This is a genomic window from Ureibacillus aquaedulcis (assembly GCF_030418165.1).
GTDB classification, from domain to species: Bacteria; Bacillota; Bacilli; order Bacillales_A; family Planococcaceae; genus Ureibacillus; species Ureibacillus aquaedulcis.
This window is the reverse complement of sequence record NZ_JAUHTQ010000001.1, coordinates 445,068-458,537: the sequence shown is the minus strand read 5'-3', so window position 1 is coordinate 458,537 and position 13,470 is coordinate 445,068. Positions and strand designations below refer to the sequence as shown.

Annotated in this window: 16 protein-coding genes; 4 read left to right on the top strand and 12 right to left on the bottom strand. The window is 38.6% G+C overall.

Features of this window, described 5'->3' with window-relative positions; genetic code table 11:
- Positions 1–163 precede the first annotated feature (163 nt).
- From QYB95_RS02105 to QYB95_RS02085, 5 genes are all read right to left on the bottom strand, one after another.
- On the bottom strand, positions 164–937 hold the full coding sequence (locus QYB95_RS02105) for a TerC family protein (protein WP_301136422.1): 774 nt from the start codon (positions 935–937) through the stop codon (positions 164–166).
- Positions 938–1,415: 478 nt separating this feature from the next.
- Entirely contained in the window at positions 1,416–2,993 is a 1,578-nt protein-coding gene (locus tag QYB95_RS02100; protein ID WP_301136421.1) for a peptide chain release factor 3, read from the bottom strand.
- A gap of 296 nt (positions 2,994–3,289) precedes the next feature.
- Entirely contained in the window at positions 3,290–4,759 is a 1,470-nt protein-coding gene (locus QYB95_RS02095; RefSeq protein WP_301136420.1) for a UDP-N-acetylmuramoyl-L-alanyl-D-glutamate--2,6-diaminopimelate ligase, read from the bottom strand.
- A gap of 1 nt (position 4,760) precedes the next feature.
- A complete protein-coding gene (locus QYB95_RS02090; RefSeq protein ID WP_301136419.1) occupies positions 4,761–5,819 on the bottom strand; it encodes a M42 family metallopeptidase in 1,059 nt (352 codons plus the stop codon).
- A gap of 243 nt (positions 5,820–6,062) precedes the next feature.
- Complete coding sequence (locus tag QYB95_RS02085; protein ID WP_301136418.1) at positions 6,063–7,454, bottom strand: aldehyde dehydrogenase; 1,392 nt, start codon at positions 7,452–7,454, stop codon at positions 6,063–6,065.
- A gap of 159 nt (positions 7,455–7,613) precedes the next feature.
- On the opposite strand from QYB95_RS02085, the gene QYB95_RS02080 reads away from it, so the two are divergent.
- Positions 7,614–7,775, top strand: a complete 162-nt coding sequence (locus QYB95_RS02080; protein ID WP_301136417.1) for a hypothetical protein — start codon at positions 7,614–7,616, stop codon at positions 7,773–7,775.
- Between the two features lie 277 nt (positions 7,776–8,052).
- Here the strand turns inward: QYB95_RS02080 and QYB95_RS02075 are convergent, their stop codons facing one another.
- On the bottom strand, positions 8,053–8,634 hold the full coding sequence (locus tag QYB95_RS02075; RefSeq protein ID WP_301136416.1) for a phosphatidylglycerophosphatase A family protein: 582 nt from the start codon (positions 8,632–8,634) through the stop codon (positions 8,053–8,055).
- 143 nt (positions 8,635–8,777) lie between these two features.
- On the opposite strand from QYB95_RS02075, the gene QYB95_RS02070 reads away from it, so the two are divergent.
- From QYB95_RS02070 to QYB95_RS02060, 3 genes are all read left to right on the top strand, one after another.
- Positions 8,778–9,497 (top strand): alpha/beta hydrolase, encoded by a 720-nt coding sequence (locus tag QYB95_RS02070; protein ID WP_301136415.1) that lies wholly within the window; start codon positions 8,778–8,780, stop codon positions 9,495–9,497.
- 80 nt (positions 9,498–9,577) lie between these two features.
- Positions 9,578–10,093: a YjcG family protein gene (locus tag QYB95_RS02065; RefSeq protein WP_301136533.1), complete on the top strand. Its 516-nt coding sequence runs from the start codon at positions 9,578–9,580 to the stop codon at positions 10,091–10,093.
- A gap of 3 nt (positions 10,094–10,096) precedes the next feature.
- Positions 10,097–10,555, top strand: a complete 459-nt coding sequence (locus tag QYB95_RS02060; RefSeq protein WP_301136414.1) for a GNAT family N-acetyltransferase — start codon at positions 10,097–10,099, stop codon at positions 10,553–10,555.
- Positions 10,556–10,594: 39 nt separating this feature from the next.
- Here the strand turns inward: QYB95_RS02060 and QYB95_RS02055 are convergent, their stop codons facing one another.
- From QYB95_RS02055 to QYB95_RS02030, 6 genes are all read right to left on the bottom strand, one after another.
- A complete protein-coding gene (locus QYB95_RS02055) occupies positions 10,595–10,843 on the bottom strand; it encodes a stage VI sporulation protein F (protein ID WP_301136413.1) in 249 nt (82 codons plus the stop codon).
- 13 nt (positions 10,844–10,856) lie between these two features.
- Complete coding sequence (locus tag QYB95_RS02050) at positions 10,857–11,027, bottom strand: YjcZ family sporulation protein (protein ID WP_301136412.1); 171 nt, start codon at positions 11,025–11,027, stop codon at positions 10,857–10,859.
- Between the two features lie 63 nt (positions 11,028–11,090).
- A complete protein-coding gene (gene spoVAE / locus QYB95_RS02045; RefSeq protein ID WP_301136411.1) occupies positions 11,091–11,459 on the bottom strand; it encodes a stage V sporulation protein AE in 369 nt (122 codons plus the stop codon).
- Between the two features lie 10 nt (positions 11,460–11,469).
- Complete coding sequence (locus tag QYB95_RS02040) at positions 11,470–12,465, bottom strand: stage V sporulation protein AD (RefSeq protein ID WP_301136410.1); 996 nt, start codon at positions 12,463–12,465, stop codon at positions 11,470–11,472.
- Positions 12,459–12,914 (bottom strand): stage V sporulation protein AC, encoded by a 456-nt coding sequence (spoVAC, locus tag QYB95_RS02035; protein ID WP_301136409.1) that lies wholly within the window; start codon positions 12,912–12,914, stop codon positions 12,459–12,461. The genes QYB95_RS02040 and spoVAC overlap by 7 nt, the downstream gene beginning before the upstream one ends.
- A complete protein-coding gene (locus QYB95_RS02030) occupies positions 12,915–13,316 on the bottom strand; it encodes a cation diffusion facilitator family transporter (RefSeq protein ID WP_301136408.1) in 402 nt (133 codons plus the stop codon).
- Positions 13,317–13,470 lie beyond the last annotated feature (154 nt).

Genomic DNA, 13,470 nt, shown 5'->3' with positions numbered 1-13,470 from the left:
CAACTAATAGTAATTTTATAAAGGGTAATTAATTCTCTGCGTTTCATCTACCATCACTCTTTTTCCTACCAGAAATCTTCTGTTGTAGTTTGGCATAAATCAACAAAATCATTCGGGCAAAAAGAAAGAGGAACAGTATACACTGTTCCCCACTTTTACTATGTTATTCTTGTGCTGCTTGCTTTTTCTTTTTTGTCACTCCCAAGAACCATCCACCGACTGCAATAAGAAGTAATACAATCCAGAAAATTAATTTCCATGTTGTTGAATGCGGGAACTCATGCGGCAGGATAGCAATCTTATCATGTGAAAGTGTTAATACAGCCAATTTCACACCAACCCAACCTACAATTAAAAAGGCAGCAGTTTCCAGATCCGGGTAGTCGTGTAAAACCTTTACGAACCACTGAGCTGCGAAACGCATTAAAATTAGACCAATAACCCCACCGAAGAACATAACTCCAAATTGTCCCGCATTAATGCCACCAATACTGAAATCACCTACTTCAGGTAATGTTACAGCAATGGCAACCGCAGCCAACATAGAGTCTACAGCGAATGCAATGTCTGCCATTTCAACTTTGGCAACTGTTGCCCAGAAGCCTTTTCCTTTTTTAGTGTGTTCTTCAACACCATCTTCTTCTTCATCATCTTTCTTAAATTTCTGGTCGTAGATGTTCTTGATCGAGATGAATAACAGATATGCTGCACCAATGGCCTGGATTTGCCAATAGTTTACTAGAACTGTAATTAAGAACAGAGCTGCAAAACGGAAGACGAACGCTCCAAACAATCCATAAAATAAAGCTTTTTTCTGTTGGTCTTGGGGTAAATGTTTAACCATTACAGCCATAACAACAGCATTATCGGCAGCAAGCAATCCTTCCAATACAACCAGTACCAGCAATACCCAAGCATACTCTAAAAATATTTCCACTACATCTTCCTCCTTAAGTTATGTTTCCACGATAAAAGTTTTTTATGAGAAAAACAGCTTACCTTGTTTTGCTTTTTGGATAAGCTTGTTTTACTCATGCAGTTTGGTGGTGTTGCTAATTCCTACTGCAAGTAAATAAATTTCACTGAATAACCATTTTAGGGCAAAAAGAAAAGACCCATGCCTAAATAAATAGGCAAAGGTCTTGCTAAGCAATTGGAATGATTTCAGTAAATAAGATGAAATCAATTAATGCTTTCACACCCGATGGTTCCCACCATGTAATGACGACTGTGAAGTAAGTATTTTTCAATACTTATAAGCTACTCCCCTTTGACAATAGTCAAATGGTTATTCAGTTATTATTTAAATTAATTATAACATAGCTGGTAGTAATTGCAATAAAATTATTTAATTTGTATACAGCGGATTATGAACAGCAAACAGAACGCCATATAACATGACGTTCTTCAATTTCCTACAATAAGCTGTATAGTTTAATGTCTTCATTTTTCTCCGAGAACCAACGCATTGCAAATTCATTTTCAAACAGGAATACCAAGTTATCGAAGCGGTCTTTTACAAGCATTGAACGAGTAGAATGCATTGATTCTTTTACATCTTCCTCATTTTCAATCCAGCGGGCGATTTTTGAACCAATCGGCTGCATTTGTACTTCCACATTATATTCATTTTTCATACGATGCTCGAACACTTCAAATTGTAATTGTCCAACAGCACCAAGAATTACTTCTTCCGTATGAAGGGTTTTATAATATTGGATTGCCCCTTCTTGCACTAATTGCAGAATCCCTTTATGGAATTGCTTTGACTTCATCACATTTTTAGCAGTTACACGCATAAAAAGCTCTGGTGTGAACTGAGGCAGTTTCTCGAATTGGAATGGTTTCTTGCCGCCTACAATCGTATCCCCAATTTGGTATGTTCCTGTATCATAAAGTCCGATAATATCACCTGCAACTGCCTCATCCACTGTTTCCCGATCATCTGCCAGGAACTGTGTAGATTGCGTTACCTTAAATGATTTATTCGTACGTGAAAGTGTAACGTTCATGCCACGCTCAAACTTCCCTGAAACAATTCGCACAAATGCAATTCTGTCACGGTGCGCCGGGTTCATATTTGCCTGGATTTTAAATATAAACCCCGAAAGTTCATTATGTTCAACCGGATCGATAAACTGCTCATCCTCCGTTAAACGAGGCTGTGGTGCAGGAGCGAATTGTAGATATGTTTCAAGGAATGTTTGCACACCAAAGTTTGTTAATGCTGATCCAAAGAATACAGGAGTTAACTCACCACGTCTGATTTTTTCTTCAGAAAAATCATTCCCTGCTTCGTTCAGCAGCATGATATCATCCATTGCTTGAGTATAATAAGAAGTCACTTTCATTGGATGTTCGACAGCTAGCTCCCCGTCTTCATCGATCGGCAAGAAGCGCTCTGATTCATCTGTCCGGAATTGTTCAATTCGTTTATTGTAGCGATCGTAAATCCCTAAAAATTCTTTCCCCATCCCGATCGGCCAGTTCATCGGATAGGCATTGATTCCTAATACTTCTTCAAGCTCCTCGATTAATTCGAGAGGTTCTTTTCCTTGGCGGTCGAGTTTGTTGATGAATGTAAAGATTGGTATACCTCGCAGGCGACAAACTTTAAATAGTTTTAATGTTTGCGCCTCTATCCCTTTGGCAGCGTCTACTACCATTACTGCACTATCTACTGCCATTAAAGTTCGATACGTATCTTCCGAGAAATCTTGGTGACCCGGTGTATCCAGGATATTCACCCGGTTTCCGAGATAGTCAAATTGCATTACTGATGAGGTAACAGAAATCCCACGTTGTTTTTCGATTTCCATCCAGTCAGATGTAGCAAATTTTCCTGTCTTCTTTCCTTTTACTGTACCAGCGTCACGGATGGCACCACCGAATAATAATAATTTCTCTGTAATTGTCGTTTTACCAGCATCCGGGTGAGAGATAATGGCAAAGGTACGACGCGATAAAATGTCTTGTTCTAATTTTGAAGTCATTCTTTTTCTCCTTTTTCTATATCAAAGCTATCAGGAAAAATATATTTACCGCCAAAAGGACGACAATTTGGTTTTTCCGTATACCGATTTCATTCTAAGTACATATCAGTATAATAAAAGATTATTCGTTCGTAGTACAATCATTTTTCCTTTTATGTACGATTTATATTAAGGATAAATTCATGGAAGTATCCAATTAATCGTACATTACCAAATAAAATTTAATGGCTGTTTGGTAAACGATCGCTTACCAAACAGCCTAAAGGCAAATTAGTTTTTATGCTATTTTTGTCTCATTAAACGAATTTTAATCGTCCTGCTTCGATTGCAATTTCAGCATCACTATGAGGATACTTTGTATTTTCGATGATTTGGTAATCTTCATGGCCTTTCCCGGCAAAGATAATGATATCTCCCGGCTCTGCTATGGATATGGCATGACGTACTGCTTCTGCACGGTCTCCAATACAAGCATAGTTTTCGTGAGTCATTCCTTTAGCTAGATCGCTTGTAATACTATCATACTCTTCATAGCGCGGGTCATCGGTTGTGAGTACCACGTAGTCAGCTCGAGATGCCTCCTTAGCCATTGCAGGGCGTTTAGATTTATCCCGGTTTCCGCCAGTTCCAAATAAGAAAATTAATTTATTTTCTTCCTTTTTATAAGGCAAAGCCGCAGTGATTGCTTTTTCGATGGCATCTGGTGTATGGGCATAATCAATGAAAATTTGTAAAGGTAAATCCGTATTAACACGTTCCATCCGTCCGCGTACTGGTGCTAAATCCTCAATTTGTTCAATGATTTCTTCAATTGAGTATCCTCTAGCGTAAAAGACTGCAGTAGCCGCCAACACATTATAGACATTGAATTCGCCCAGCAGATGCATGGTTACCGGGAATTTCCCTTCAGGTGTAAGCATATCGAATGTTGTTAGACCGTCTTCATAATTACAATTTTCCGCCCTGAAAATCGCGTGATTTTTCAAACCATATGTCCATACTGGGTATGATGTCATTTTTTCGTATTTTTCGGACCAAGCATCATCTGCATTCAATACAACATACTTGTTTTTCGTAAAGTCCTGCCCCATTTGGGAAAACAATAATCCTTTAGCATTTCCGTACTCTTCCATCGTTCCATGGAAATCTAGATGATCATGCGTCAGATTTGTAAATACTGCCACGTCATAATCGACACCTGCTAATCTTCCCAACGCTAAACCGTGGGAGGACACCTCCATGACCATCGCACTACAGCCTTCCATTTTCGCACGGAAAATCATTTGCTGTGTACTTAATACATCATTTGTCGTATTAGCTGTTTCATAAAGCACGCCGTTTAATTCAAAGCCAATCGTTCCGGAAAGGGCCGACCTTTCCCCAAGTCCTACCAGGATATGGTGGATTATTCCTGAAACACTAGTCTTTCCATTAGTGCCTGTTACACCGATCATCATCAAATCATTGGAAGGATACTCGAAAAATTTGGAGGCTAGTAGCCCTAAGGCACGTTCTGTATTTTTTACAATTACTTGTGCAACTTCACCTTCCAATGAAAGCTCACGTTCAGTTACAACAACCGTCGCCCCTGCATCAACTGCTTTCTGTGCAAAGTTATGACCGTCAACTGTTTCACCCTTGATACACACAAATAAACTTTTCGGTTGGACACTTCTTGAATCGATTGAAATATCTTTTATTGTATTTGGTAGCTGCCCAGTAATTTTCTTCAATGGGATGATACTTAATAATTCCTCTGTATACATATTAATCCTCCGAATCCATTCGTGAAATTACGTAAGCGTATAACAATTGTGCTGTCGCTCTTAACGAATCCACATGAGTACGCTCATAGGCATGTGAAGCCTCAATACCTGGTCCAAATAATGCATGTTTCACATCAAATCCCGCGCGGATTGCAGCAGAAGCATCCGAGCCATAATTTGGATAGATATCCAGTTTGTAATCGATAGCTTTTGTTTTTGCCAACTCAACTAAATGTCTTGTTAATTCATAATGATATGGGCCGCTTGAATCCTTGGCGCATATTGATACAGTAAACTCATCGGAGCTTTGGCCATCACCGATTGCACCCATATCTACCGCAATATATTCCACTACTTGTTCCGGAATATTGGAATTCCCTCCGTAGCCGATCTCTTCATTGTTAGAAATATAAAAATGTGTTGTGTAAGGCAATTTGATGTCATTTTCTTTAATGGAATGGACTAATTGCAAGATTAAAGCAGTACTAGCTTTATCATCTAAATGTCTGGATTTGATAAACCCGGAATCTGTATGTTCAAAACGGGGGTCAAAAGATACAAAATCTCCTACTTCTATACCGATCGAGCGAACATCTTCAGCGTTTAAGCATTTTTCATCAATGCGAACTTCGATATGATTTTCATCTCTTTTGATTGCATCCGGATTCTGATAGACATGGACTGTTGTTTCATGGAGCAGGATTGTACCACGGATTTTTTTGCCTTGTGCAGTATGGATTGTACAATACTCCCCCTCAACTGCATTCCATTTAAATCCGCCAATCATTGCTAGCTTTAGTCGTCCGTTTGACTTTACTTCCTTCACCATCGCGCCCAATGTATCGGTATGTGCAGTTAAGAGACGGTGGATACTAGTATTCTCGCCTTCAATTGTAGCAATAATCGCACCTTTATTTGTCTGTCTATAGTCAATACCTAGATTATGTAAATGATTCCCTATAAAATTCATAATTGTTTTGGTATAGCCTGATGGACTAGGAATATTTACTAATTGACGCAATAAATCAATTGTACGTTTTTCATCAAATACATTATTCACTAAAAAGCCCCCTAAATTTCCGTAACTTCTAAATAAATTTAATGATATCAAAATTCACCAAAAATCGACAACCTTATAAATATGTATTCCAAAAAATCTTTCCTATAAATAGAACCGCTCATTTTCTGATAGTATTGTATACAATATTATACCACTTCTATTGCATTCCAATAATAAGGAAGTTTCTAAAAAACACGATCTCCGCCAAAAAATAGCGAAAATCGCTGCTTTTTAGATGATTTTTTATTTAAGCATTGCTCTTACCAGTTTTAATTTGTGTTTATATGGCGGGAACAATAAATTGTTCGCCAATTTTGAGGAACGCTTCATAATGGATTTTGGATGTGTAAAGTTTTCAAAGCTTGCCTTGCCATGATAGGCATTTACACCCGAAGGCCCAACTCCTCCAAATGGCAAATAAGGATTTGCCACATGAGTTACCGTATCATTAATGCAGCCGCCACCAAATGGCAATTCCTCAAGGAAATAATCAATGGCCTTTTCATGTTCCGAGAAGAAATAGGCAGCCAGGGGCTTGGGCAACTTTTGAATCTGATGGATTGTGTATTTTAGGTTGTCGTATTTCATAATAGGTAGGATCGGTCCAAAGATTTCATCTTCCATTATCGGGCTGGACCAATCTATATTTTCCAGAATCGTCGGTTCGATATAAAGATTTTCCTCGTCTATGTTGCCGCCGTATGTGACCTTATCTTTTTCAGCCGAAAGTAATTTTTGAAGCCGGGAAAAATGACGGCTGTTCACAATTCGTCCGTAGTCCCCGCTGCTTTGTGCATCTTCGCCATAAAATTGCACAATAGTGTCCTGCAATTCTTTAACGAATCGATCATAAATCGAGGAATGCACCAGCAGGTAATCCGGTGCTACACAAGTTTGCCCGGTATTGTTGAATTTTCCCCAGATGATTCGTTTTGCAGCAACTTCCAGATTCGCCGTTTGATCGACAATCGTCGGACTTTTGCCGCCAAGTTCTAAAGTAATCGGGGTTAACCTTTCAGCAGCCGCACGCATAACAACTTTCCCCACCGCTACACTGCCGGTAAAGAAAATATAATCAAATGCAGCGTGAATCAGATGCGTCACTTCTTCCTTCTCTCCCTCGACCACCCGGATATAGGAAGTATCAAATGTTTCTTCAATAATCTTCTTCGTAATTTCGGTTGTGTGTGGAGTAGTTTCAGATGGCTTAACAATGGCAGTATTTCCACCTATAATAGCGCCAATCAAAGGCTCCATTACAAGCTGGAAAGGATAATTGAAAGGACCAATTATTAAGGCAACCCCGTACGGTTCCCTAACCATAAAGCTCTTGGCAGGCTGGAAATGTATCGGTGTTTTAACGTGTACCGGTTTTGACCATTCATCGATATTTTTTATAAAATTGTTTATGCTATCAAGGACAATGCCAATTTCATTGGAGTAGGCTTCAAACTCACTTTTTCCTAAATCCAAATTTAAAGCCTTTAAAATATCTTTTTCATATTTCTTGATCTTACTTTTTAATTTCAGTAATTGTTTTTTCCGAAATTCTATATTTTTTGTATGTCCTGTTAAATAAAACTTTTTTTGCTCTTCTATCATGTTTTCAACGTCTTGTGCTGTAAAACTTGCCATCTACATCCCTACCCTTAATACATAATTAGAATTTATTTGTTCATAATAACTATGTACAATTTACTACAATTTATCGTCTAATTCCTTCTTAAATGTTTAATTTTATTGTACAGATGGTATTTATAAGGAAAGAGACAAATCTGAAGGGGGCAATTTATTATGATTTCGACTGATACTTGGTGGGAGAAAATTTTTTCAGGACCTTTGTCTATTGGATTAAATGAAGAAAGATTACATCAATTAAAGGACGAATCTTTTTTATTCTTAAAAGAAGATGAAGAAGGATTGCCGCAGGAAGACTTTGGACAAATGGATTATTAGTCATTTTTAGGTAGTAGTTGTTTTCTAGGAATTTTTGGATTCAAATACAAAACGAGACCCTTTTCAATTTGGAAAGGGTCTATTATTTTTTCACAAAAATTTGAGCTGCTTCTGGTTTCTTCAATAATTTTATCTAAATAATAAATACAACAGAACGGCTAATATCACCGTTCCGCTTGTGATTAAAGTTTTTATATCATTTGGTTTCATCGTATTTGCCTCTTTTGCTAAAAAGTTTACTTCATCTTTATATTATTTTACGACTTATCTAGCCAGATTAAAAATCCGAACCAGCATGTGAGGATGATTCAAGTACCAGTGCTGGTGTATCTGCCATTGCAACCCCATCCTCTTCCAAATCACGAAAGCGGTGAGCGATTCTTGAAGCTGCACTGGCTGCGATACTGGCAACTAGATCATCCAGAAATGTATGCACACTTCTGTCTATTTTTGTATCAAGTTCTTTGATAATCCCTATTTTACTCTTATCTAAATAACCAAAAGTGGTTAATGCAATGCTTCCATATGTCATGACCGCGCCAAGTGCAAGTGTCTCATCAACCCCAAATAACCCTTCATCGGATTCGATAATGGATTGCAGCGGCTCTGAAAGCTTTTTCTTTTCGGCGAGTTCATCTAGCTCTATCCCTACGAGTACAGAATGTTGGACCTCTCGTTTTCGCAGAACACGTTCAACTGAATCAATACAATCTTCCATCAACAAGTTAGTATTGTAGGGCAATTGCAATCTATAGACAATCTCGGCGATATCTTCAATTGTCACTCCGCGCCGTTTTAACGCTTCTTTTGTTGCTTGTGCAACAGCTTCTGAGGGAACTCGACCTTTTTTATCCTGCAAGCTTTCCAACCTCTTTTCATTTAGAGTATGTAGAATTCAACTACTTATTTATGTCCTTATAGCCATACTACATAGTACCCCTGGGAGTTTCATTATGATACAATTTCGGTACATCACCTTTTAAGATAAGGAGGAGACACTACATGGATCACGGCTCCATTAGGGAAGTTTCTTTTTTTAGTTCTTCACTGAATGAAGAGCAGGAATTATTAATTTACGTACCTGCAAATTATACACCACTAAATAAATATAACATCTTAATCGCTTCTGACGGAAAGGATTATTTCCAACTCGGTGGTATTGCTCGATTAGCGGATCAGTTACTTGATGATTATGAAATCGAGAATATTATTATTGTCGGAATTCCATACAAAAGTGTAGAAGATCGCAGACAAAAGTATATTCCAACCGGGCATCTTCACGAGGCTTACCTTCGTTTTCTCGCACATGAGCTTGTTCCTTATTTGGATGAGGAATTTTCTACTTTTCAACTAGGCTCGACAAGAGGGGTTATCGGAGATTCGATGGCTGCCACTGTTTCTTTATTGGCAGCATTAAAATATCCTTCGATTTTTGCCAAAGCCATTTTACAATCCCCTTATGTGGATGAACATGTTTTAAAAATTGTAGAACAATCGAATAATATGAATGCGGTTTCAGTTTATCATGTGATTGGCACAGGTGAGGATAAGGTCCTGACGACAGACAAACAGATTAAAGACTTTTTGACACCGAATCGCCAGCTGCACTCACTGCTTTCAGCCAAGGGTTATAAAACATTCTATGAAGAATTCAATGGCAATCATACATGGAAGTATTGGAAACCTGATTTAAAAAGAGCATTAATTGAAAATTTCAATTAATTATCGGCAAGTGAAATGTCGAACTTTTTAAAATTCTGTTATAATTGTTAGTATCATGAAAATTTAAGGGGGCTTAAATGATGAAATACGGTATTGTAGCATTTCCATCAAAACGATTACAAGATTTAGCAAACACATATCGCAAACGTTACGACTCTCATTATTCAAAAATTACACCGCATATTACGCTTAAAGAGGCATTCGAAGCAGATGAAAATGAAATCAGCAATATTTCCCAATCAATTGCTTCGATTGCAGCAAACCATGCACCTTTAAATATTCACGCGTCTAAAATTAGTTCATTCTTTCCAACAACGAATGTCATCTATTTTAAAGTTGAGCCAACAGATCAACTCCAAAAAATACATCAAGATCTTCAGCAGCAATTGAATATTGGCAAACCGAAGCATGTCTTTATTCCGCATATTACGATAGCGCAGGACTTAACTGCAACGGAGCACGACGATATTTATGGTCAATTACGCATGATTGGCGTAAACGAACAGGAAGTAATCGATCGCATCCACCTAGTCTACCAGCTTGAGGATGGCTCTTGGACTACTTACGAAACTTATCGATTAACTGGGGCTGAATAACAAGTGTATCAATTTAATATTGTTGAAAATGAAAAGGACCTAAGTTTGGCATTTTCTGTCAGGAAAAGAGTTTTTGTTGAAGAACAAGGTGTGCCTGAGCACCTCGAGCTGGATGACAATGATTCATCTTCCATCCACTTTCTGGTTAAAGACCAAGACAAACCGATAGCCGCTGCACGCCTTCGCAAAATAGAAGAAGACATAGGCAAGGTTGAACGGGTTTGTGTACTTGAACCCTATCGAGGCAAGAAACTTGGTTTGCTCATTATGCAGAATATTGAAAAGTATGCTAAAGAGCTTGGCATATCGAAACTAAAACTCAATGCACAAAGCTATGCCATCCCTTTTTATGAGAAGTTACATTATCAAGTTACATCTCCGGAATTTTTGGATGCAGGCATTCCGCATCGCGCAATGGAAAAATTAATTCCCAATAGCCAAGAAGATTCCATCAATTATTAACAAAAGCAGTCGCTAAAATTTGCGACTGCTTTTGAACTATTAACCGAGCATTTTTTGGATTTTCCCCAAATCCAAAGACTTTCCATCCTGCACAATGGATTTAACAATTTGATCTTCAAGTTCTTTTGTTACCGGTTTATTTGCCACTTTGCTTACACGTCTTATAATTTTACGGACCTGTTTTTCATTCGTAAAATCAGCATGTTGTATTGCATTTGCTAGAGCAAAAATTTCCTCCATGCTTACGCCCGTCTTGTTTTCTATCTGTTTAAAAAAAGGGTTTTGCATTTATCTCCCCTCCTTACATATAGCACTTTCCTACAATGATTAATAAAATGAATAGTACAACGATTAACACGAAGTAAGAACCTTTGTATCCTCCGCTGCCTCCACACATATCATATGCAGGCATGCTGTGAGTTGGTCCACAACAATCATAGGCAGGGCTTACTTGACCACAGTGATTCCACATAAAAATCCCCTCCTTTCACTTTGTATACTATGTCGGCATACAAAGAAAAGTTGGGGAATTCGTCTAGTTTGCTTTTCCTTTTGGTTTAAATATTAATGCTGCTATCAATCCGAATACAATCGCTGCACTTATCCCGGAACTTGTTACCTCAAACATACCTGTTAACACTCCTACCCAGCCGTGCTTTTCAGCTTCGGCTAAAGCTCCATGGGTTAACGAATTACCAAAGGATGTAATCGGGACTGTCGCTCCGGCTCCTGCAAAGTCAATCAAGGGCTCATATAATCCAAGGCCATCCAAAACGGCTCCTGCTACTACTAAAATGGCTAATGTATGGCCTGGTGTAAGTTTTCCTACATCCATAATCAACTGACCAACCACACAGATTAATCCACCAACAATAAATGCAATTAAAAAACTAAAAAAAACCATATTTTTCTCCTCACCCCATCGTAATTTCAATCGCATGCGCAGTACAAGGAATCGATTCACCTTGTTGGAAAGACATTGGAGAGAGAAGAGCGCCAGTGGCAACCAATAACACTCTTTTAAAGCGTCCAGTCTTCAATTGTTGCTCTATATAACTGAAATAGACGGATGCAGAACAACCTGCACCACTTGCTCCTGCTTGGAATGCTTCATCTTCTCCGTAATATTCTGCCCCAGCATCTCGGAATACTTGTAGTTCTTCTTGTTTTGCGTCTGTTTGAGCGAACATCGCCTTTAGAATCTTTAATCCAATCTTTCCTAAATCTCCAGTCATAATTAAATCATAATCCGTTATTTTTTGATGACGTTTCTTTAGATGGGAATTGATTGTATCGTACGCAGCCGGGGCCATAGCTCCGCCCATATGAAACGGATTTACATCCCCATAATCCATCACCTTTCCAACCGTACCGGCAACGATAGATGGCAGTTTTGGATCATGTTTTCCAATCAGGGCATAGCCTGCTGCCGTCACTGTCCACTGAGCAGTCGCTGGCTTCTGTGCACCATAGTCAATGGGATAACGGAATTGCCTTTCAATGGCATTATGTTGGCTAGCAGCACCTGCAATCGCGTATTCCGAGGCACCCAGTTCTGTTAGAAGACTTGCAATAATAACAGATGAAACAGAAGTTGCACAGGCAGAAAATAGCCCTATAAAGGAAATAGCAAGCTCTCTCGCTGCGAAATTTGTTGGGGTCATCTGATTTACTAAATCTCCACTTAAAAAGTAATCGACATCTAAATTTTTCAAATCAGCTTTCTTCATCACAATATCACAGGCTTCCTGAATCATTTTCGAGTGTCCCTGCTCATTTGTCTTTTGACCCCATCTTTCATCTTCGGAAATCGAGTCAAAGTAAGAATTAAAAACACTCTTATTTTCAAGAGGACCTGCTACAGCGCCACAAGCAAGGATGGATGGTTTCGATGGGAATAAAATTACCATTTTACCACACCCATTGACACTAAAATCAGCTTAATCAGTGCGATGAAAAAGGCTGAACCAACACCAAACAAAATAACCGATCCAGCTAGTTTGAACATATTACTGCCTACACCCAAAACCCAGCCTTCTGTTCGCCCTTCAATTGCTGCAGATACTACCGCATTTCCAAATCCCGTTACCGGCACTGCACTACCGGCTCCTGCAAATGCCCCAAGCTTACGGTATAATCCCAAGCCCGTCAACACCATCGCAATAAAGACCATCGTTGCAACCGTGGCATTTCCTGCAGTTTTATCCGTAAAATCAAAAAAGATAATATATAAATACGTTATTGCTTGTCCAATCGCACAAATAATCCCACCTACTAAAAATGCCTTTAACGCATTTTTTAAATACGGGGTAGGAGGTGTATTTTGTTGTTCTATTTGTTGATATTGTTGCGGATCCAATTAAGTCTCCTCCTTTGCTAAATCCTTAAGTTTCTTGACTTCCTTTGTTAACTTTTTGTCATCCTCTTCATCAAGAAGTTTTTGTGTTTCCCAATGCATCTTATAATCCGAGGAAACAAGTACTTTTAGATCAGGATATTTTTCTTCTATTTCCTTTTGTAATCTCTTCTCGACCTTTCTTTCTTTGAACCCAAGCCAAGGCTTGACTTGTATGGCCACCAACAATTCCTTATCAACCATAATGGCTGTTCCCGAATACACTTCCTCCGAATTCCGTATGATGTCTTCGATTTCTACTCTTTTCTCTTCATCCGCACTCACTCCGGATATCTCAATAGTTTGTTCATTAGAGCAGCCAATCAAAAAAAGTGGACCCAGAAATAACACTGCCAATTTTTTCAAGATTCAACCCCCTTTTTTCTCTCATTATGGGCATTAAAATTTCAAAGTATTCATTCCGGATAGTTAGGTAAATCGGTAATTTATGACAAGAAATTTTCAAGGAATTTTATGCCCTCAGTACAAAAGCCCGGTTTTCATCCCGGAAATCACATAT

Coding starts and splice junctions, on each gene's coding strand:
- QYB95_RS02080 (WP_301136417.1), top strand. CDS start 7,614: ATGATTTCGACTGATACTTGGTGGGAGAAAATTTTTTCAGGACCTTTG.
- QYB95_RS02050 (WP_301136412.1), bottom strand. CDS start 11,027: ATGTGGAATCACTGTGGTCAAGTAAGCCCTGCCTATGATTGTTGTGGA.
- QYB95_RS02070 (WP_301136415.1), top strand. CDS start 8,778: ATGGATCACGGCTCCATTAGGGAAGTTTCTTTTTTTAGTTCTTCACTG.
- QYB95_RS02055 (WP_301136413.1), bottom strand. CDS start 10,843: ATGCAAAACCCTTTTTTTAAACAGATAGAAAACAAGACGGGCGTAAGC.
- spoVAE (WP_301136411.1), bottom strand. CDS start 11,459: ATGGTTTTTTTTAGTTTTTTAATTGCATTTATTGTTGGTGGATTAATC.
- QYB95_RS02095 (WP_301136420.1), bottom strand. CDS start 4,759: ATGTATACAGAGGAATTATTAAGTATCATCCCATTGAAGAAAATTACT.
- QYB95_RS02100 (WP_301136421.1), bottom strand. CDS start 2,993: ATGACTTCAAAATTAGAACAAGACATTTTATCGCGTCGTACCTTTGCC.
- QYB95_RS02085 (WP_301136418.1), bottom strand. CDS start 7,454: ATGGCAAGTTTTACAGCACAAGACGTTGAAAACATGATAGAAGAGCAA.
- QYB95_RS02065 (WP_301136533.1), top strand. CDS start 9,578: ATGAAATACGGTATTGTAGCATTTCCATCAAAACGATTACAAGATTTA.
- QYB95_RS02040 (WP_301136410.1), bottom strand. CDS start 12,465: ATGGTAATTTTATTCCCATCGAAACCATCCATCCTTGCTTGTGGCGCT.